The 18,773-nt window shown below is 72.9% G+C and carries 22 protein-coding genes; 12 read left to right on the top strand and 10 right to left on the bottom strand.

Annotated features, from left to right (window positions below):
• Nucleotides 1–3: 3 nt before the first annotated feature.
• A complete protein-coding gene (locus OG505_RS27360) occupies nucleotides 4–606 on the bottom strand; it encodes a bacterial proteasome activator family protein (RefSeq protein ID WP_234582647.1) in 603 nt (200 codons plus the stop codon).
• 84 nt (nucleotides 607–690) lie between these two features.
• Between OG505_RS27360 and OG505_RS27355 the strand changes: the two genes are divergently transcribed.
• Both OG505_RS27355 and OG505_RS27350 read left to right on the top strand, forming a co-directional pair.
• Nucleotides 691–1,488, top strand: coding sequence for an alpha/beta hydrolase family protein (locus tag OG505_RS27355; protein ID WP_405428856.1), 798 nt, complete (start codon nucleotides 691–693; stop codon nucleotides 1,486–1,488).
• 79 nt (nucleotides 1,489–1,567) lie between these two features.
• Nucleotides 1,568–2,755 (top strand): ABC transporter substrate-binding protein, encoded by a 1,188-nt coding sequence (locus OG505_RS27350; RefSeq protein WP_405428854.1) that lies wholly within the window; start codon nucleotides 1,568–1,570, stop codon nucleotides 2,753–2,755.
• Nucleotides 2,756–2,830: 75 nt separating this feature from the next.
• Here OG505_RS27350 and ddaH read toward each other — a convergent pair whose 3' ends face one another.
• Nucleotides 2,831–3,664, bottom strand: a complete 834-nt coding sequence (ddaH, locus tag OG505_RS27345; protein WP_405428852.1) for a dimethylargininase — start codon at nucleotides 3,662–3,664, stop codon at nucleotides 2,831–2,833.
• Nucleotides 3,665–3,723: 59 nt separating this feature from the next.
• On the opposite strand from ddaH, the gene OG505_RS27340 reads away from it, so the two are divergent.
• Together OG505_RS27340 and OG505_RS27335 are read left to right on the top strand one after the other, a co-directional pair.
• A complete protein-coding gene (locus tag OG505_RS27340) occupies nucleotides 3,724–4,185 on the top strand; it encodes an Lrp/AsnC family transcriptional regulator (RefSeq protein WP_405428851.1) in 462 nt (153 codons plus the stop codon).
• Nucleotides 4,186–4,245: 60 nt separating this feature from the next.
• Entirely contained in the window at nucleotides 4,246–5,202 is a 957-nt protein-coding gene (locus OG505_RS27335) for a zinc-binding dehydrogenase (RefSeq protein WP_405428849.1), read from the top strand.
• On the opposite strand, the gene OG505_RS27330 is transcribed toward OG505_RS27335, so the two are convergent.
• The 3 genes from OG505_RS27330 to OG505_RS27320 form a co-directional block, all read right to left on the bottom strand.
• Nucleotides 5,199–6,302, bottom strand: a complete 1,104-nt coding sequence (locus OG505_RS27330; RefSeq protein ID WP_405428848.1) for a T3SS (YopN, CesT) and YbjN peptide-binding chaperone 1 — start codon at nucleotides 6,300–6,302, stop codon at nucleotides 5,199–5,201. The genes OG505_RS27335 and OG505_RS27330 overlap by 4 nt on opposite strands.
• A 121-nt stretch (nucleotides 6,303–6,423) precedes the next feature.
• Nucleotides 6,424–6,687, bottom strand: coding sequence for a DUF6457 domain-containing protein (locus OG505_RS27325; RefSeq protein WP_405428847.1), 264 nt, complete (start codon nucleotides 6,685–6,687; stop codon nucleotides 6,424–6,426).
• Nucleotides 6,684–7,352 carry a molybdenum cofactor guanylyltransferase gene (locus OG505_RS27320; RefSeq protein ID WP_405428845.1) on the bottom strand — a complete coding sequence of 223 codons (669 nt, stop codon included), beginning with the start codon at nucleotides 7,350–7,352 and terminating at the stop codon, nucleotides 6,684–6,686. The genes OG505_RS27325 and OG505_RS27320 overlap by 4 nt, the downstream gene beginning before the upstream one ends.
• 66 nt (nucleotides 7,353–7,418) lie before the next feature.
• On the opposite strand from OG505_RS27320, the gene fdhD reads away from it, so the two are divergent.
• Nucleotides 7,419–8,285: a formate dehydrogenase accessory sulfurtransferase FdhD gene (gene fdhD, locus OG505_RS27315; protein WP_405428843.1), complete on the top strand. Its 867-nt coding sequence runs from the start codon at nucleotides 7,419–7,421 to the stop codon at nucleotides 8,283–8,285.
• Between the two features lie 85 nt (nucleotides 8,286–8,370).
• Here the strand turns inward: fdhD and OG505_RS27310 are convergent, their stop codons facing one another.
• Nucleotides 8,371–8,607: a flavin reductase gene (locus tag OG505_RS27310; RefSeq protein WP_405428842.1), complete on the bottom strand. Its 237-nt coding sequence runs from the start codon at nucleotides 8,605–8,607 to the stop codon at nucleotides 8,371–8,373.
• A complete protein-coding gene (locus tag OG505_RS27305) occupies nucleotides 8,604–8,897 on the bottom strand; it encodes a hypothetical protein (protein ID WP_405428840.1) in 294 nt (97 codons plus the stop codon). The genes OG505_RS27310 and OG505_RS27305 overlap by 4 nt, the downstream gene beginning before the upstream one ends.
• 195 nt (nucleotides 8,898–9,092) lie before the next feature.
• Between OG505_RS27305 and OG505_RS27300 the strand changes: the two genes are divergently transcribed.
• Nucleotides 9,093–9,842, top strand: coding sequence for a DUF5753 domain-containing protein (locus tag OG505_RS27300; protein ID WP_405428838.1), 750 nt, complete (start codon nucleotides 9,093–9,095; stop codon nucleotides 9,840–9,842).
• Nucleotides 9,839–10,060 carry a DUF397 domain-containing protein gene (locus OG505_RS27295; RefSeq protein WP_405434744.1) on the top strand — a complete coding sequence of 74 codons (222 nt, stop codon included), beginning with the start codon at nucleotides 9,839–9,841 and terminating at the stop codon, nucleotides 10,058–10,060. Before OG505_RS27300 ends, OG505_RS27295 begins: the two co-directional genes overlap by 4 nt.
• On the opposite strand, the gene OG505_RS27290 is transcribed toward OG505_RS27295, so the two are convergent.
• From OG505_RS27290 to OG505_RS27280, 3 genes are all read right to left on the bottom strand, one after another.
• Complete coding sequence (locus tag OG505_RS27290) at nucleotides 10,057–10,455, bottom strand: hypothetical protein (RefSeq protein WP_405428836.1); 399 nt, start codon at nucleotides 10,453–10,455, stop codon at nucleotides 10,057–10,059. The two genes, OG505_RS27295 and OG505_RS27290, sit on opposite strands and share 4 nt — an antisense overlap.
• On the bottom strand, nucleotides 10,452–10,703 hold the full coding sequence (locus OG505_RS27285) for a hypothetical protein (protein ID WP_405428835.1): 252 nt from the start codon (nucleotides 10,701–10,703) through the stop codon (nucleotides 10,452–10,454). Before OG505_RS27285 ends, OG505_RS27290 begins: the two co-directional genes overlap by 4 nt.
• Before the next feature lie 61 nt (nucleotides 10,704–10,764).
• Entirely contained in the window at nucleotides 10,765–11,811 is a 1,047-nt protein-coding gene (locus tag OG505_RS27280; RefSeq protein ID WP_405428834.1) for a DUF4192 domain-containing protein, read from the bottom strand.
• A 152-nt stretch (nucleotides 11,812–11,963) separates the two neighbouring features.
• Between OG505_RS27280 and OG505_RS27275 the strand changes: the two genes are divergently transcribed.
• The 5 genes from OG505_RS27275 to OG505_RS27255 all read left to right on the top strand — a co-directional run bounded on the left by OG505_RS27275 (nucleotide 11,964) and on the right by OG505_RS27255 (nucleotide 18,665).
• A complete protein-coding gene (locus OG505_RS27275) occupies nucleotides 11,964–12,878 on the top strand; it encodes a fructosamine kinase family protein (RefSeq protein WP_405428833.1) in 915 nt (304 codons plus the stop codon).
• Nucleotides 12,875–13,888, top strand: a complete 1,014-nt coding sequence (gene moaA, locus OG505_RS27270; protein ID WP_405428831.1) for a GTP 3',8-cyclase MoaA — start codon at nucleotides 12,875–12,877, stop codon at nucleotides 13,886–13,888. Before OG505_RS27275 ends, moaA begins: the two co-directional genes overlap by 4 nt.
• A 3-nt stretch (nucleotides 13,889–13,891) precedes the next feature.
• Nucleotides 13,892–14,146, top strand: a complete 255-nt coding sequence (locus tag OG505_RS27265; protein ID WP_355063406.1) for a MoaD/ThiS family protein — start codon at nucleotides 13,892–13,894, stop codon at nucleotides 14,144–14,146.
• Between the two features lie 12 nt (nucleotides 14,147–14,158).
• Nucleotides 14,159–15,409, top strand: a complete 1,251-nt coding sequence (locus OG505_RS27260; RefSeq protein WP_405428829.1) for a metallophosphoesterase — start codon at nucleotides 14,159–14,161, stop codon at nucleotides 15,407–15,409.
• A gap of 61 nt (nucleotides 15,410–15,470) precedes the next feature.
• The gene (locus OG505_RS27255) at nucleotides 15,471–18,665 is read left to right on the top strand and encodes a UvrD-helicase domain-containing protein (RefSeq protein WP_405428827.1); all 3,195 of its coding nucleotides are present in this window, start codon (nucleotides 15,471–15,473) and stop codon (nucleotides 18,663–18,665) included.
• Nucleotides 18,666–18,773: the final 108 nt, after the last annotated feature.

Raw genomic sequence — 18,773 nt, 5'->3', positions numbered from 1 at the left:
AGGTCAGAGGTACTGGCCGGTGTTGTGGCCCTCACCACCGCCCGGCTGGCCGATGCCCGGCATTCCGGGCACCACGCCGCCGGGGCCGCTGGGCAGCGCCTGCCGGCCGCCGCGCATCTGCTCCAGCTGGACCCGCGCGGCCATCTGCTGGGCGACCAGGGCCGCCTGGATGCCGTGGAACAGGCCCTCCAGCCAGCCGACGAGCTGGGCGTGCGCGATGCGCAGCTCGCTCTCGCTCGGGGCCTTGTCCTCCGTGAAGGGCAGCGAGATCCGCTCCAGCTCGTCGCGCAGCTCGGGGGCGAGACCCTCCTTGAGCTCGACGATGGAGCGCTCGTGGATCTCGCGCATGCGGTGCCGGCTGGCGTCGTCCAGCGGGGCCGCCTTGACCTCCTCCAGCAACTGCTTGATCATGCTGCCGATCCGCATCACCTTGGCCGGCTGCTCTACCAGGCGGGTCGGGTCCTCGCCCTGGCCCTCGTCGGTCTGCATGGTGCCGATCGGCCGGCCGTCCGGACCGACCACCACCACGGTGCCGGAGTGGCCGGAGTCGTCGGGGCCGGGCTGGTCGTTCTGCTCAGCGGAGCGCGCTTCGGTCATGGGGTCCATCTTTACCCAGTGGGCGCGACCCATGCCGCCCGGGACCGACTCCCAGGGCCGAACCACCCGAGCGGGGCGCGCTACCGTCGCGCCATGCCTGCCGACCCACGCGCCGTGCTGACCCGGCCCGCGCCGGAGCCGGACCTGACGGTGGCCTACGGCGACCACCCGGATCAGGTGGCCGACCTGCGCCGCCCGGCCGGTGTCGGCCCGGCCCGGCCGCTGGTCGTCGTGGTGCACGGTGGTTTCTGGCGGTCCGCGTACGACCGCCGGCACACCGGCCCGCTGGCCGCCGCGCTCGCCGCCGAGGGCTACCCGGTGGCGCAGGTGGAATACCGGCGTACGGGGCAGCCGGGCGGCGGCTGGCCGGGCACGTTGACCGACGCGCTGGCCGGGATCGCGGCTCTGCCGGAGCTGGCCACCGAGGCGCTGCCCGGTCGGGTGAGCGGGGCCGCGCCGATCCTCGTCGGCCACTCTGCCGGTGGTCACCTGGCGCTGTACGCGGCGGCCACCGCGCCGTCGACGGTGAGCGGGGTGCTGGCCCTGGCCCCGGTGGCCGACCTCGCGGCGGCGTACCGGCTGGATCTGGACTCGGGTGCCGTGGCGGCACTGCTGGGCGGCGGCCCACTCGACTTCCCGGACCGGTACGCGGCGACTGATCCACGATCATTGGTACCGACACGAACACGTACAGTAGTTGTGCACGGCTCGGCGGATCTACAGGTGCCGGTGGCGATGAGCCGCAACTTCGTCGTGGCGGCTCGTGCCGCAGGATCCGATATTTCCCTTGTCGAACTGCCCGGATGTGAGCATTTCGGGCTGATCGACCCGGAGTCTTCGGCGTGGCCGCAGGTGCTCGGTGTGTTGCGGTCCCTGCACGATGATCACTAGCCATTGACGCAGCGTCGCGGAGCAGGTAGAACGCCGGAGGGGCGGTGTTCTGCCCTGCAACGCTCCTGGAAGGAACTCGGTGTCGCAGATGAATCGCAGGCGGGCGCTCCAACTGTTGGCCGCGCTCGGAACGACCGGGTTCGCCGCCGCGTGCGGCTCCGACACCGAGGGCAAGCCGACCACCGCCAAGAGCCCGATCAAGATCGGTCTGATCGCGCCGAAGGCCGGCGGTTTCAAATCCATCGGCGACGACATCACCAACGGTTTCCAGCTCTTCCTCGACCTGCACGGCCAGCAACTGGGCGGGCACCCGGTCGAGCTGCTGACCGCCGACGAGGGTGACACCGCCAAGACCGGCAAGGCCGCCGTCGAACAACTGCTCAAGCAGAACGTGCTGGCGCTCACCGGCGTGGTCAACTCGTCGGTGATGGTCGGCATCCGCGACACCGTGGAGGAGGCCCGGGTCCCGCTCATCGGCTCGAACGCCTCGCCGAGCAGCCTGCAGAGCGTCGTCTACATCTGGCGTACGTCGTACGTGCTGGACGAGGCCGGCCGGGCGCTGGGCCGCTACCTGCGCGAGCAGCTACCAGCGAACGGCCGGATCGCGATCATCGTGCCGGAGAACGTGGGCAGCCCGGACGTGGTGCGGGGCTTCCGGCAGGAGTTCGGCACCTCCGACCCGCGCATCGCCGACCCGGTGACCAACACCAACCCGACCCCGAACCCGGGCAAGACCACCTACGTGGCGGACATCGAGAAGGCGCTGCGCAAGAAGCCGACCGCCGTCTTCTGCTTCTTCGCCGGCTCGGCCGCCGTGGAGTTCATGAAGCAACTGCGCGACCAGTTCACCGGGCCCGTCTACGCGCCCGGCTTCCTCACCGAGGGCACCGTGCTGGAGAGCATGGGCCGGGACGCGCTGGGCATCCAGACCGCGCTGAACTATTCGGCCGACCTCAACAACACGTCGAACCGGGTCTTCGCCTCCGCCTACCGCAAGAAGCACCAGACCACGCCGACGACCTACGCGATGGCGTCGTACGACGCGGCGCAGGTGCTCGACCAGGCGATCCAGCTGACCGGTGGGTCGCCCAGGCCGGAGCAGGTCAACCTGGCGCTGGGCCGGATCGGCCAGATCGACAGCCCGCGGGGCATCTGGCAGTTCAACCAGCCGCGTACCCCGCAGCAGAAGTGGTACCTGCGCGAGGTCCAGCGCGACGGTCAGGTCATGTCGAACGTGCTGATCAACGAGCTGGCCACGCTCGGCTGAACGCCCACCAGAAGCAGCAGCAGGGGCCGACCTCCGACGGGAGGCCGGCCCCTGCCGTACGCGGCAGTGTTCGGGTCAGTGCCGCAGTTCGGCGATGCAGCACTTCACGCTGCCGCCGCCCTTCTTCAGCTCGGCCAGCTCGACCGGCACCGGGTTGTAGCCGGCGGCCTTGAGCTTGCCCGCCAGCCGGGTCGCCTCGCTGTTGAGCACCACGTTCGCGCCGTCGCTGACCAGGTTCAGACCGAAGGCCATCGCGTCCTCGTCGTCGGCGATCACCGCGTCCGGGAAGAGCTGGGTGAGCACCCGCTGACTGGCCGCGGAGAACGCGCCCGGAAAGTAGACGACGTTCGCGTCGTCGAGGGCGGCGAGCGCCACGTCCAGGTGGTAGAAGCGGGGGTCGATCAGGCGCAGCGACACCACCGGGCGGCCCAGCGCCTCCTGCGCCTCGGCGTGCGCCGGGATCTCGGTGCGGAAACCGTGCCCGGCCAGGATGAGCCCGCCGTGCGCCTCCGGCACGTACGCGAAGTCACCCTCACCCTCGTTGGTCTCGCTCGGCGCGACGAACCGCCAGCCCTGCTCCTCGTAGAACGCGTGGTGCGCGGCGGCCTCGCCAGCCCGCTGCTCGTGCTTGAACCGTGCCCCGTAGACGCTGCCGTCGACCACGAAGGCGCCGTTGGCGGCGTACACCATGTCGGGCAGCCCGGGCTCCGGCGTGAGCAGGTGCACCTCGTGGCCGAGGCCGACCAGCGTCTCGCGCAGGCGGTCCCACTGTTTGACGGCCAGTTCCCGGTCCACGGGTGTGGTGACGTCCATCCACGGATTGATCGCGTACTCGACCGCGAAGTGCTCGGGCGAGCACATGAGATATGTCCGCTTTCGCGAGACTCGCTGCTGGTTCACGGTCACCAAGAGTAGGTACCGTTGAACTTTGGTAACAGCCACAACCATTGCTTCCCAGAGGCGGAACGTTGCAGATAGACGCCGTTGACCAGCGGATCATTGCGTTGCTCGTCGCTGACGCCCGCGCGTCGTACGCCGACATCGGCACCCGGGTGTCACTCTCCGCCCCGGCGGTCAAGCGCCGGGTGGACCGACTGCGCGCCACGGGGGTGATCAGGGGATTCACCGCCGTCGTGGACCCGGCGGCCGTCGGCTGGACCACCGAGGCGTTCGTCGAGCTGTTCTGCGCCGGTCGGACCACCCCGGCGCAGATCGGCGTGGCCGTCCGCCGGCACCCGGAGGTGGTCGGCGCGTACACCGTCTCCGGCGAGGCGGACGCGCTGGTGCACCTGCGGGCCGCCGACATCGCCCACCTGGAGGCGGCGCTGGAGCGGCTGCGCGCCGAGTCCTTCGTGACGTCCACCCGCAGCACCATCGTGCTGTCCCGGCTGGTCGAGTCCCCCGGCGTCGGGCCGTCCACCCGGGCTTGACCTCAAGCGCGGTTCAGGTGTTGGACTCGTGGCGGCCTGGCACGACACGAGGGGGACTCCATGCGGGCGATCTGGTTACGTGAATTCGGCGGTCCCGAGGTGCTGACGCCCGGCCCGGCGCCGGATCCGACGCCCGGCCCCGGCCAGGTGTTGATCGACGTCGCGCACGCGAACATCACCTTCGTCGAGACGCAGCAGCGCTCGGGACGTCCCGGCCCGTTCCAGGTCACTCCACCGCTGATCCCCGGCAACGGCGTCGGCGGGGTGATCACCGCCGTCGGGTCGGACGTCGACCCGGCCCGCATCGGGCAACGGGTGGTCACCGCGACCGGCGGCTCCGGCGGGTACGCCGAACGGGCCGTGGTGGACGCCTCCGCGCCCATCGACGTGCCGGCCGGGCTGGCGCTGGACGCGGCCGTGGCCATGATGGCCGACGGGCGTACCGCCACCATGCTCGTCGAGGCGGTCGGCGTCCGCCCCGGTGACCGCGTGCTGGTCGAGGCCGCGGCGGGTGGCGTGGGCAGCCTGCTCGTCCAACTCGCGGCGCGGGCCGGCGCGCGGGTGATCGGCGTGGCCGGCGGGCCGCGCAAGGTGGGCCTGCTGCCGGGGCTGGGCGCCGAGGTGGCGGTCGACTACCTGCAGACCGGCTGGGCCGATCGCGTCCGCGACGCGGTGGGCGGGGTCGACGTGGTGTTCGACGGCGTCGGCGGCTCGGTCGCCCGGACGGCGTTCGAGCTGCTGGCCCCGGGCGGCCGGATGATCAGCTTCGGGTTGGCCAGCGGCGAATGGTCCCCCGTGACACCGGACGCCGCCGCCGAACGCCGGATCACGTTGGTCCGGCCGGACGTGCCGCCCGCGCGGCTGCGGGCGTACACCATCGGGGCCCTGGCCGACGCGGCGGCCGGCCAGCTCCGGCCGCTGATCGGCCAGCGCTTCCCGCTGGAACGCGCCGCCGACGCGCACGCCGCCATCGAGGCGCGCGCGACGGTCGGCAAGACCCTGCTGGACGTTACCTAGAGGTACATGCCGGTGCGGTGCTCCGACTCGTCACGCCGGACCGGCTTGTCGCCCTCACCGAAGAACCGCTTGCCACCGAACTCGCCGTGTAGACGGTCGTCCAGCTCGTCGGCGAGGCCGGTCATCACCTGCACCGCCAGCATCAGGTGGGTGGCCTGGAAGTTGCGCCCGAAGACCGGGATGGACGCCCAGACCGTGTCGTCGGCGCAGTAGAGGCGACCGATCGGCATCCGGTTGGTCAGCTCCGACAGCTTGACGTAGAGCCGTTCGGTCGGCTCGACCTCGGTGAGCACCGGCGAGAAGACGTCCACCAGGGATGGATTGTCCCGCACCCGCACGAAGACCATCGCCGAGCCGGCCCGGATGGTGATGTCGCCGTCCGAGTCGATCTGCAACCGCTCGGCGTCGGACTTCAGCATCGTGGACACGACGGTGCGGACGCGGTCCGCCAGGTCGAGCACGTCGTCCCGCTCGACCTGCGCGGCTGCCGCCTCGGCCAACGCCTCCTGGAGGTCACCCTCGACGTCGGCGTCCGGGCCGAACTCGCTGCGCGCGGTGCCCAGCGGCTCCACCGTCAACGGCTCACCCTCGGCGTCGTGCACCAGGTAGACGAGGAAGGCCGGGTGCGGGGCGCCGTACACGTCGCGCAGCGTGCGGGACAGCAGCGGGGCGATCCGGCCGGCCTCCGCCGTCGTACCGTCCAGCCCGAACGAGCCGCCGGAGCCGGCCACCACCCCGGGCGGGGACCAGCCCAGCGCCACCATGTCCGCCACCGCGGCGCGGTCCAGCCGGTAGCCCTGCGGCAGGGCGGCGTTGCCGACGGCCCGAGCGGAGAGCCCGCCGTCGCCGGTCACGTCGACGCTGATCGAGTAGACGGCATCCCCCGTACCGGAGGCGGTGGGGTCGAGGGTCAGTTCGAGGTGCGCGCCGGCGGGCAGCTCCCGCAGCCGCAGGGCGAGCATCCGGGCGAACTCCCGCCACGCCTCCGTCACCTTGGCGCGCAGGTCGGCGGTGCTGGGCTCGTCGAGCAGGATCGACTCCGCCGGCTCGGATGTGCCGTCGGGCTCACCGTCCGGCGCCGAGGGGTGGTCAGCCGTCATGATCGCCTCCGTCCGTCCCGATCACCCTACCCACGCCGTCCGGAGGTCGAATCAGCCCGGACCGGGATCGGACACCGCCGTCCTCCCGCCGTGCAGACGCCTGGTCGCGGCGGCGGGCGGGTCAGGAGGTGGGGTCGTCGGGATCGGCACCGAGCCGGACCGGCCAGTCGGCCGCGAGGGCGCTGAGCCGGGCCGCGGCGTCCACCGGGTCGGCACCCCTGCCGACAGCCAGCCCGAGCAGGTACGCGGTGACCGGCGCCCCCGGCCGCAGCACCTGGTGGGCGACGTCGCGGGCAAGGTCCAGCACCGCCGACGCGGGCACCTCGGCCGGGTCCAGACCCACCTCGGCACAGGCTGCCGTGACCCAGTCGTCCAGCACCGTCATCGCACCCACTCCTCCGCCCGGCGTACGTCCTCGTCAGTGTCGCAGTCGAACCAGGGCGGCGGACCGTCACCGGCCCACGGCACCTCCCCGACGGCGAGGCCGGCCAACAGCGCCCGTACCGGAGCACCCGCCAGGCTGCCGCCCCGCTCGGCGGCCAGCCGGGCCAGCCCGGCCCGCAGCGCGGCGACGCGCCACACCCCGCAGAGCGACTGCCGCCGGCCGTCCGCGTCGACGAAGCACACCCCGTCGACTTGTCGCTCCCGGTCGAGCTGGGTCAGTAGCGCGCCCATCGCGGCGCGGGTGAGCAGCGGCAGGTCGGCGGCGAGCAACGCGACGAGCGGCGTGTCGGGGTCGAGCAGCACCAGCCCGGCGGCCGTCGCGGCGACCGGTCCGCCGCCGGGCGGATCCTCCCGGGTGACCCGCACGCCATCCGGAACGCCTTCACCCGGACCGACCAGCACCCGCCGCGCGGCATCGCCCACGGCAGCCAGCACGCGGTCACGCATCGACCGGCCACCGACCGGAAGCGCGGGTTTGTCCACCCCGCCCATCCGTCGGGCGGCCCCACCCGCGAGCACCACGGCGGCGTACGTCCCCACCCGGTCACGGTAGCGGGGCAGGGTGCCCGGTGGCGGCGTGCGCTGCCAGGTGCTCGGCGGCGGCATGCGCTGCCGGGTGCCGGATGACCGGCGGCCGTGCGGGTGTGCCGGGCCGGGGTGCAGGATGGCGGGATGGGACGGGCGACTGACCGACGGGGCGTACTGCGGATCGACCTGGACGTGGCGGCCGACGGACGCGTAGCCGTCCGACGGCCGGACACCCTGGCCGTGGAGGAGCCGCTGGAGATCCGGGTCGGCGCGGCGGGCCCGGGCCGGCGAAAGCCGCTCGCCGTCACCATGCGCACCCCCGGCGACGACCTGGACCTGGCGATCGGGTTCCTGCTGACCGAGGGGCTGATCCGGTCGACCGACGACGTGCTGACCGCCCAGCTCTGCGCCGGCGCGGAGACGCCGAACACGTACAACGTGGTGGACGTGGTGCTCGCCCCCGGCGTGCCGGAACCCACCACCGATCCGTCCCGGAACTTCTACACGACCAGTTCCTGCGGTGTGTGCGGCAAGGCGAGCATCGACGCGATCCGGACGCGGTCGCTGTTCGACGTCACGGCGGACCCGCTCACCGTGCCGGCGGCGCTCCTCGCCGAACTGCCCGACCGGTTGCGCGCCGCCCAGCGCGGCTTCGACCGCACCGGCGGCTTGCACGCGGCGGGCCTGTTCAGCCCGGCCGGAGAGCTGGTGATGCTCCGCGAGGACGTGGGCCGGCACAACGCGGTGGACAAGGTGATCGGCTGGGCGGTGCGAGAGCGCCGACTGCCGCTGACCGGGCACCTGCTGCTGGTGTCCGGCCGGGCCAGCTTCGAGCTGACCCAGAAGGCGTGGATGGCCGGCCTGCCGCTGCTGGCTGCGGTGTCCGCGCCGAGCACCCTCGCCGTCGAGCTGGCCGAGGAGGCGGGCATGACGCTTGTCGGCTTCCTGCGCGGCCCGACCATGAACGTCTACGCCGGCCCGCAGAGGATCACGGTCGACCAGCCGGTCTGAGCCTCGGCGGCCGGGTTGACCAGGTCCAGCCGTGGTCGCCGGGCCGACCCCCGAGGCGGCCATGGCCCCCGCGTCGAGGCGCGGGCTACCGGGCCTGGGCCCAGCCGACGAAGCGCTCGGTCAGGCCAGCCGGCGGCGTGCCACCGTGCAGCTCGGTGAGGTGCTCGGTCGCCTCGGCCTGTAGCGCCGTCAGGTGCTCGATCAACTCGTCGCGGCGACCGCGGTACCGACCGAGCAGGCGCAGTTTCGCGGCCGAGCACGGCCAGGCGATCCCGCATGTGCGGCACCGCCACGTCGGCTTGAGCAGAGGGTGTTCGGTCATCTGCCGGGCCGTACCGAGTCGCGTCGCGTCGACCGGCGGGTGGTCGGACCGGACGTCAGCAGGCCGACCCCTTCGCGGAGCACGAACAACTCCCGCTTGGCCCGTGCCTCGCCGTCCGGTCCCAGCTCGTACGCCTCGATCCAGGCCCAACCGTGGTAGGTGTGGCGGTCGGTCAGCTCGCGAATGATCCGGACCGTGATCGGGCGGACGAACTGTGGGCTCGCGGCGCGGGTCAGCCGAACGAGGTCGCCGGCCTTCAGCGGTGGCGGGTTCGCGGGCTTCGGTGGCATGGTCCCTCCTTGTTGGGAGGGGCCGCCCCGGAGTGCTCGCCCTCGGGGCGGCCCCGCTACGAACGCGACCGCCGGGTCTCGGGTGTCCCTGCCGGCCGCGCCGTCTCAACAAGCAGACTTCCAAGGGTTGCGGGCCGAATACACTGCGTAGCAATATCTCCTGTGGACGTTCGGGACGTATGGGAGGGGTTGCGGATGAATCGCGCAGTCGCCGAAGCGATGTCAGCATCGGGCCTGACGGCGGACGGCCTCGCAGCTCAGATCGGCGTGGACCCGAAGACGGCCGCCAAGTGGGCGAACCCGGGACGGATTCCCCAGACTCGTCACCGGTCGAAGGTCGCGGCGGTCCTCGGCCGCGACGAGGGCGACCTGTGGCCCGACCTGTTCAAGCGACGCGAGCCGGCGTGGTTCCGCCCGTGGACCGACATCGAGCGCGAGGCCGTCGGGCTCCGGTATTACGAGTCCGCCGTCGTGCCCGGTCTCCTGCAGACCGAGGCGTACGCGCGCGCCGTCCTGAGCAGCGGGCTCTGGGCCGACGACGACCTCGCGGCACACGTCGAGACCCGGCTGCGCCGGCAGGCCGCCGTGTTCGATCGCCCCCGTCCGCCGCTGAGCGTCTTCGTGATCGACGAGGCCGCGCTGCGCCGGGGAAGGCCCGACATCATGGCCGACCAGCTCGATCATCTGATCGCGCTCGCCGAGCGGCCGGCCGTGATGATCCACGTGCTTCCTCTGACGGCCGGTTTTCATCCCGGCCAGGCCGGGCCGTTCGTCATCGCCAGCACGCCGGACGGCGGCGACGTCGGCTACCTCGACGATCAGGCGGCCGGGCGCATCAGTAATGACGTTGCTCCCCTGTGGGCGGTCTGGGATAGCGTGAGGTCGTTAGCGCTACCGCGAGACCTGACCATCGACCTGATGAGAGCGCGCGCATGGATGACGTGACCGGCGCCCGTTGGCGCAAGAGCACCCGCAGCAGCTCGAACGGGGGCAACTGCGTGGAGGTGGCCGACAACCTGCCGGGTGTCGTGCTCGTTCGCGACACGAAGGACCGGGCCGGCGGCACACTGGCGTTCGGGCCGGTGGCCTGGGCGGGTTTCGTCGAACTGGCGAAGGAGATCGGCCCGCGCGCGCACCTTGGCCACGAACCACCAGCAGGTTAGGTCAGGTCGAGGATGCTCCAGTTGGTTGGCAGCACCTTCGCCGCGACCTTGGGCTGTGCGGTCGCGTGGTGCGCCTCATGCCTGACCGCCGCACGGGCGGCCTGGCCGAATGCGATGTCGCCGTCGACTGCACGGGCCAGCGTGCCCACGGCTCGGGCATCGCCGGGATCGAGCGGCAGCAGGCGGATCATCGGGGCAGTCATCATCAGGCCCAGTAGGGCGGCCTCAACCTCGTCGCCCGCGCCCGCGAATGCGACCGCCAGGCAGGCGGCGGGGACGGCCACCTGCCGCCCCTCATCGGCGACCTCCAGCATCAACTCCCCCACCGAGACATTGCCCTTGAGGTAGGCCGTCAACGCCGACGCGTCGAACACGGCAGCAATCTGATCGCTCATCCGGCGTCTCGCAACATCCGGCGCCCCTCCGCGAGTGCGTCCGGCGGAATGGGTGCCGCCAACCGCTCACGCCACCGCGCCCTGCCCTCCTCGGTCACCTCGATGCCGGCTCGGCGCAGCACCTCATGGAGGTGCCCGACGGCCATCTGGGCCCGCACCGCAGCGGTGATCGCGGCCGAGACGTTGGGCTGCCGATCGAGCCACTCCGCGACGTCGTCGGGGAGGCTCACCGAGCGCTTCGAGGTCATGGCCGCCAGCCTACCAACGCCGGTAGCACCAGCGGTACTACCGAAGTTCCGGGCGGCCCCGTCAGCGGCGGCCACGTCGGCTCCGCTTGCGGGGGCGCACCACGCCGGGCATCCCTACCGACGGCCAGCCATCCAGCTCGGAGGGCGGCACACCGCGCCGGAGCAGGTCGTCCAGGAGCAGGGCCAGCGAGTAGTCGGGGTGCAGGCTCAGCGTGCGCTCCAGCGCGACCGCCGCCAGCGCCCCCTGCCCCGCTCGCCAGGCTGCGAACGCCAACAACGCGCCCGGCGCGGCGGTCAGCTCCGGCTCGGCCCGGCGCAGCACGTCGGTCCAGAGGGCGATGTCCCGGTCACGGCCGTCGGTGCGCTCCCAGGCGTGGTCGCGCACCGGCAGGTGACTCAACAGCAGGCTCAACCAGGCCACCTCGTCGTCGTCGAGGCGCTCACCGCGCCGCTGCCGGCGTTGCGCCTCGCGGACCGCCGCCACCCCGGCGGAGCGCAGCGCCCGCCCGCCGAGCAGGTCGCTGGCGGGCGCCTGCTCGACCAGCTCGACCAGTCGCCGTTCCGCCCGCACGGTGGCCGCGTGCAGCGCGTCGCGGGCCGGGCCGTCCACCGGCGACACCTGCGCCACGAGGGCCGCCCGGTCGGGGAGAGCGACCTGACCGGCGAACACGGCCGACGCGGTCACCGGGTTGGCCGACGGGTCGTAGCGCCGACCCTCGGGTGGGCAACAGTCGGCCTCGGTGCACAGGTACGACCACCACCGGCCATCGGTCACCCGCAGGGCGTCGAGCACGTCCAGGCCGGCGCCGGTCAGGGCGGCGCGTACGGCGTCCACGCTCGGCGTCACCCGCTCGGGTGGTCCGTAGCCCACCACGGTGGCGGCGTCCGCGCCCTGCCGAGAGATCACCCCGGCCAGGTGTCGGGCGCGGTCGACCGGGTCCGTGGACGGTTCGGGCAGGTCGGCGCGGGCGGCGAAGATGATCTGCCGGCCGCGCAGCGCCACCGCGACCACGCTGTCGGCGGGATGAAAGCCGAGCAGGTACGGCACGGCGGCGATCAGGTCGGCGGGCGAGCGGACGGAGAGCTTCGCACGTTCGGTCGAGGTCATGCAGGAAGGCTGCGTCCGACCTGCCTGGGCTTCCAGCCCCTGTGGATGACACGCGGCTTATCCACAGTTACTGAACGTATTGATGCAGGTGGACGTGTTTCGATGTGCTCACACGACACCGCGGTGTCATGGGCAGCGGCTACCGTGCGCTGATGGACCTGGCGTACCTGCGCGCGCATCCGGCACACCTGCCGACGTTTCGGACCCATCAGCGACTCCGCGAGACGCCGGTCGCCGGGGGGAACATCTGCGCCGCCGCCCGGCTCACCCTGGACGACGGTCACTCGGTTTTCGCCAAGTCCTGGCCGGAGCGGGCCGACCGGCCGGTGCCCGAGGGCTTCTTCGCCGCCGAGGCCGCCGGGCTGCGCTGGCTGCGCGAGGCCGACGCGATCGGCGTACCCGAGGTGATCGTGGCGTTGCCCGACCTGCTGGCGCTCGACTGGGTGGAGCCCGGCGAGCCGACGCCGGAGGCGGCCGAACGCCTCGGTCGGGAGCTGGCCGCGCTGCACCGGGCCGGCGCACCGACCTTCGGTGCGGCCTGGGCCGGCTTCATCGGCGCGCTCGGGCAGGACAACACCGCCGACGACGGTCCCTGGTCGACGTGGTTCGCGCGACGCCGGCTCGCCCCCTATCTGCGGCTGTCGGTCGACGGCGGTGCGCTCAGCAGCGCCGACGCCGCGCTGGTCGAGCAGGTGATCGGCCGGGTCGGCGAGTTCGGCGGGGACGAGCCGCCGGCCCGGATCCACGGCGACCTGTGGCCGGGCAACGTGCTGTGGGGTGTCGACGAGCGGGCCTGGCTGATCGACCCGGCGGCGCACGGCGGGCACCGCGAGACCGACCTCGCCCACCTGGCGCTGTTCGGCGGCGTCGCGCACCTGGATCGGGTGCTGGCCGCCTACCGGGAGAGCTGGCCGCTGGTCGACGGTTGGCGCGAGCGGGTGCCGCTGCATCAGCTGCATCTGCTGCTCGTGCACACCGCGCTGTTCGGCGCGGGCTACCGCGATGCGGTCGTCGAAGTCGCCCGAGCCGCCCTGGGCAGCGTCGAGCGCGCTACGGTCGACCGGTGAGTGTCGCCCCACGGACCGACGGCGTCCTCGTCGACCGGTACGGCCGCGTCGCGCGGGATCTGCGCGTGTCTCTCACCGACAAGTGCAACCTGCGGTGCACGTACTGCATGCCGGCCGAGGGGCTGCCCTGGTTGGCCGGTCCGGAGCTGCTCGCCGACGAGGAGATCGTCCGGCTGGTCCGGGTCGCCGTCGAGCGGCTCGGCGTGACCGAGGTGCGGTTCACCGGCGGGGAGCCGCTGATCCGGCCCGGGCTGCTCGGCATCGTGGCCGCGGTCGCCGCGCTCGACCCCCGCCCACGGATCTCGCTCACCACGAACGGCATCGGCCTGGACCGGTTGGCGCCCGCGCTGCGTACGGCCGGCCTGGACCGGGTGAACGTCTCGCTCGACACGCTGGACCCGGCCCGATTCACCCAGCTCACGCGCCGTCCCCGCCTCGACGCGGTGCTGGCGGGGCTGGCCGGGGCGGCAGCCGCCGGGCTCGACCCCGTGAAGATCAACTCTGTGTTGATGCGCGGCGTCAACGAGGACGAGGCGCCGGCCCTGCTCCGCTTCGCGCTCGACCACGGTTACCAGCTACGGATCATCGAGCAGATGCCGCTGGACGCGCAGCACGGCTGGGACCGCCGCACGATGGTCACCGCCGAGGAGATCCTGGCCTCCCTGCGTACCCGTTTCGATCTCAGCCCCGACCCGGCCGAACGCGGCGCGGCGCCGGCAGAGACCTGGTTGGTCGACGGCGGCCCGGCCCGGGTCGGCGTGATCGCCAGCGTGACCCGGCCATTCTGCGGCGACTGCGACCGCACGCGGCTGACCGCTGACGGCCAGATCCGCGCCTGCCTGTTCGCCACCGAGGAGTCCGACCTGCGGGCGACGCTGCGCGGCGGCGCGACCGACGACGAGGTGGCGCAGCGGTGGCGCACCGCGATGTGGGGCAAGCGCGCCGGGCACGGCATCGACGACCCCACCTTCCTCCAGCCGACCCGGCCGATGTCCGCGATCGGGGGTTGACCCGTGCAGCCGAGACCGCTGACCGTCCGCTACTTCGCCGGCGCGCGCGCCGCAGCCGGCCGCGCCGAGGAGGTCACCCCCGCCGGTCGGTCACTGGACGACCTCACCACTGAGCTGGCCCAGCGGCACGGCGACCGACTCGCCGCCGTGCTGCGGGTGGCCAGTTTCCTCGTGGACGGCGTCGCCTGTCATGATCGTCGGGCACCCCTGCCGGGCGGGGCCACGATCGATGTCCTGCCCCCGTTCGCGGGCGGCTAAGGGGGCGCACACATGTTGGCGGTTCTGGGGTTCCTGGGCGTCCTGGCGCTGGTCACCGGGCTCATCCACCTCTACCTGTGGAAGCGTCTCATCCGGGACACCACCACGCCGGGTCGCTGGCGGCGGGTCGGCGGCATCGCCGCCCTGGTGCTGGCGGTGCTCGTGCCGGCCACCCTCGTCGGCACGCAGGCCGGCCTGTACTGGCTCGCCTGGCCCGGCTACCTGTGGCTCGCGGTGATGTTCTACCTGCTGGTCACGCTCGTCGTGCTGGAAGTGCCGATGCTGGTCGTCCGGTTGGTGCTGCGCCGCCGGGTGACCGCCACCGAGCCGACCACCGACGCGCCCGAGCCGGTGCTGGTCGGGGCCGCCGGGCCCGCCGATCCGCCGGCCACCGGCGCCGTGACGGCACCGGGCCACGACCCGGCCCGCCGTCTGCTGCTGGCCCGCGGAGCCGCCATCTTCGCCGGCCTCACCGCCACCGGCGTCACGGGGTACGGCGTCCGCACGGCACTCGGCCCGCCCCAACTCGACCGGGTGCAGATCCCCCTGCGCAAGCTCCCGCGCAGCATGGACGGCCTGCGCATCGCCACCGTCTCGGACATCCACCTCGGCCCCCTGCGCGGGCGGGCGCACACCGAGCGGATCGTCGCCGCGATCAACCGTCTCGACGCGGACCTGGTCGCGGTCGTCGGTGACCTGGTCGACGGCTCGGTCGCCGAGCTGGGCCCGGCCGCCGCGCCGCTGCGTGACCTACGCTCCCGGTACGGCAACTTCTTCGTCACCGGCAACCACGAGTACTACTCCGGGGTGGAGGAATGGGTCCAGGAGGTGGACCGCCTCGGCCTGCGGGTGCTCCAGAACCGTCGTCAGGAGATCCGGGCCCGGGGCGGTGTGCTCGACCTGGCCGGCGTGAACGACCTGGACGCGGACCCGGCGGGCACCGGCCTGGCCGCCGGTCCGGACTTCGCCGCCGCCCTCGGTGACCGCGATCCGAGCCGCCCGGTCGTCCTGCTCGCGCACCAGCCCCTCGCCGCGAAGGAGGCCGCCCGCTACGGCGTCGACCTGCAGCTCTCCGGGCACACCCACGGTGGGCAGGTGGTGCCGTTCAACCTGGTCGTCCGCCTGGCGCAGCCGGTGGTCAGCGGTCTCGGCGAGGTCGACGGCACGAAGGTCTACGTGACCAACGGCGCCGGTTTCTGGGGCCCGCCGGTCCGGGTGGGCGCCAAGCCGCAGATCAGCCTCGTGGAGCTGCGCTCGGCATAGCGGACGTCACGTCCGCGCGTGGCGGGAGGCGGGCCGCGCGGCGGGCGTGACAGGATGCGGCGTGCCCCCGTTCAGCGCCGTACCCCCCGGTGGCCTTTCGCCCTTCGTCGCGGACCTGCACATCCACTCGAAGTACTCGCGCGCGTGCAGCCGTGACCTGACGCTGCCGACCCTCGGGTGGTGGGCGCGGCGCAAGGGCATCGCCCTGCTCGGCACCGGCGACTTCACCCACCCCGCCTGGTACGACCACCTGACCGAGACGCTGCGCCCGGCCGAGCCGGGGCTCTACCGGCTCGCCCCGGAGGCGGAGCGCGACATCGCCCGCCGGCTGCCGCCGCGACTCGCCGGCACGACCGACGCCGACGCGGTCCGGTTCATGTTGAGCGTGGAGATCTCCACCATCTACAAGCGGGACGACCGGACCCGCAAGGTGCACCACCTCATCTACCTGCCCGACCTGGAAGCGGTGGCCCGGTTCAACACCGCGCTCGGCCGGATCGGCAACCTCGGCTCCGACGGCCGACCGATCCTCGGCCTGGACTCGCGGGACCTGCTGGAGATCACCCTGGAGGCGAGCCCGGACGGCTATCTCGTGCCGGCGCACATCTGGACGCCGTGGTTCTCCGCGCTGGGCTCGAAGTCCGGCTTCGACGCGATCGCCGACTGTTACGCCGACCTGGCCGAGCACATCTTCGCCGTGGAGACCGGCCTCTCGTCCGACCCGGCCATGAACTGGCGCGTCGGCAGCCTGGACGGCTACCAGCTCGTCTCCAACTCGGACGCGCACTCGCCGCCGGCCCTGGGCCGGGAGGCCACCGTGCTGACCGCCGAGCGGGACTACTTCGCCGTCCGGGAGGCGCTGCGCACCGGCGACGGCCTGGCCGGCACCATCGAGTTCTTCCCGGAGGAGGGCAAGTACCACGCGGACGGGCACCGGCTCTGCGGGGTCAACTGGTCCCCGGAGCGGACCCGGGCCGCGGGGGGACTCTGCCCCGAGTGCGGCAAGCCGCTCACCGTGGGCGTCCTCAGCCGCGTCGAGGAGCTGGCCGACCGACCGCAGGGGCACCGGCCGGCGCACGCCCGGGAGGTCACCCATCTGGTGCCGCTCGCCGAGATCCTTGGCGAGATCAACAAGGTGGGCGCCCGGTCGAAGAAGGTCGAGGGGCGACTCAACGAGCTGCTCGCCGCGCTCGGCCCCGAGTTGGAGATCCTGACCACGACGCCGTTGTCCGACATCGCGCAGGCCGGCGGCGAACTGCTCGCGGAGGGCATCGGGCGGCTGCGGCGTGGCGACGTACGCCGGGTGCCGGGTTACGACGGCGAGTACGGGGTGATCACCCTGTTCGACCCGGCGGAGCTGGGTACGAGCGCGGGCACGGGACAGGAGACGCTGTTCGACGTACCCGTGCCGGCGCAGCGGCGACCCGCGGAGCCGGCAGCCAAGGCCACGGCCAAGCGCCCGGCGGCGGCCAAGGCGGAGCCGAAGCGCAAGCCGGCCCCGGCGCCCGCGCCGCCGATCGCGTCGCCGCCGTCACCGCACGAACCGTTCGAGCCGATGCTCTCCGGTATGGAGGAGGTCGGCACCGGCCTGCTGGACCGGCTGGACGCCATGCAGCGGGTGGCGGCGTCCGCGCCCGGTGGGCCACTGCTCATCGTGGCCGGCCCGGGCACCGGCAAGACCCGGACGCTGACCCACCGGATCGCGTACCTGTGCGCCGAGCTGAACGTCTTTCCCGAGCACTGCCTCGCGATCACGTTCACCCGACGGGCGGCCGAGGAGCTGCGGCACCGTCTCGACGGTCTGCTCGGCCCGGTCGCCGAGGACGTCACCGTGGGCACGTTCCACGCGCTGGGGTTGACCATCCTGCGGGAGAACGCCGACGCGGCGGGCCTGCCGACCGGGTTCCGGGTCGCCGACGACACCGAGCGGGCGGCGGCGAAGTCGGAGGCCGGCGACGATGCCGCCAGCTACACGGCGCTGCTGCGCAAGCAGGACCTGGTCGACCTGGACGAGCTGGTGAGCCTCCCGGTGGAGCTGCTGCGGGCCGACCGGAAGCTGGTCGAGCGGTACCGGGGCCGCTGGCGGTGGATCTTCGTCGACGAGTACCAGGACGTCGACGCGGTGCAGTACGAGCTGCTGCGGCTGCTCAGCCCCGCCGACGGCAACCTCTGCGCGATCGGTGACCCGGACCAGGCGATCTACTCGTTCCGGGGCGCCGACGTCGGCTACTTCCTGCGCTTCTCCGCGGACTTCACCGACGCTCGACTGGTCCGGCTCAACCGCAACTACCGCTCGTCCGCGCCCATCCTGGCCGCCGCCGTGCAGGCCATCGCACCGTCCTCGCTGGTGCGGGGCCGGCGGCTGGACCCGGCCCGACTCGACCCGGAGGCCCCGCTGGTGGGGCGGTACCCGGCGGCGTCGGTGGCCGAGGAGGCCGACTTCGTGGTGCGTACGGTCGACGAGCTGGTCGGCGGCCTGTCCCACCGTTCGCTGGACTCGGGCCGGATCGACGGCCGGTCCACCTCGCTCTCGTTCTCCGACATCGCCGTGCTGTACCGCACCGACGCGCAGGCCGCCCCGATCGTGGACGCCCTGACCCGGGCCAACATCCCGGTGCAGAAGCGCTCGCACGACCGGCTGCGGGACCGGCCCGGCGTGGCGGCCATCGCCCGCGAGCTGCGGCACGCCGACGGGCTGGCCGGCTCGCTGGCCGCCCGGGTGCGCCTGGCCGGCCAGGTGGTCGCCGAGCGTTTCGCGGTGCCCACCCTGGACGGCGCCGGCAGCACGGTCCGCCCCGACGACGTCCGCTCGGCGGTGGACCTGTTGACCCCGTTGGCCCGCCGCTGCGGCGACGACCTGGAGGCGTTCCTGTCGCAGTTGGCCACCGGCGCGGAGGTGGACGCGCTCGACCCGCGTGCCGAGGCGGTCACCCTGCTCACCCTGCACGCCGCGAAGGGCCTGGAGTTCCCGGTGGTCTTCCTGGTCGGCGTCGAGGACGGGCTGCTGCCGCTGCGCTGGCCGGGCTCGACGCCCGACGAGGACGCGGTCGCCGAGGAACGCCGGCTCTTCTTCGTCGGCCTGACCCGGGCGCAGGACCGGCTGTACGTCAGCCACGCCTCCCGCCGGACCCGGCACGGCGTGGAACGTGACTGCGCACCCTCGCCGTTCCTGGCCACGATCGACCCGGGCCTGTTCGAGCGGTTCGGCGAAACCGAGCCGCGCCGCCCGAAGGACCGCCAACTCCGCCTGATCTGAGCCACCCAGCCCGCGTGCCATCGGCGTGGCGCGCGCCCAGGACCGACTCACGTCGACGAGCGGTATACCTGAGAGTCATATTTATGACGCTCAGGTATACCGCTCGTG

The organism is Micromonospora sp. NBC_00617 (assembly GCF_045161355.1).
Classification (GTDB): domain Bacteria; phylum Actinomycetota; class Actinomycetes; order Mycobacteriales; family Micromonosporaceae; genus Micromonospora.
This window is presented reverse-complemented; position numbering and strand designations above follow the sequence as displayed.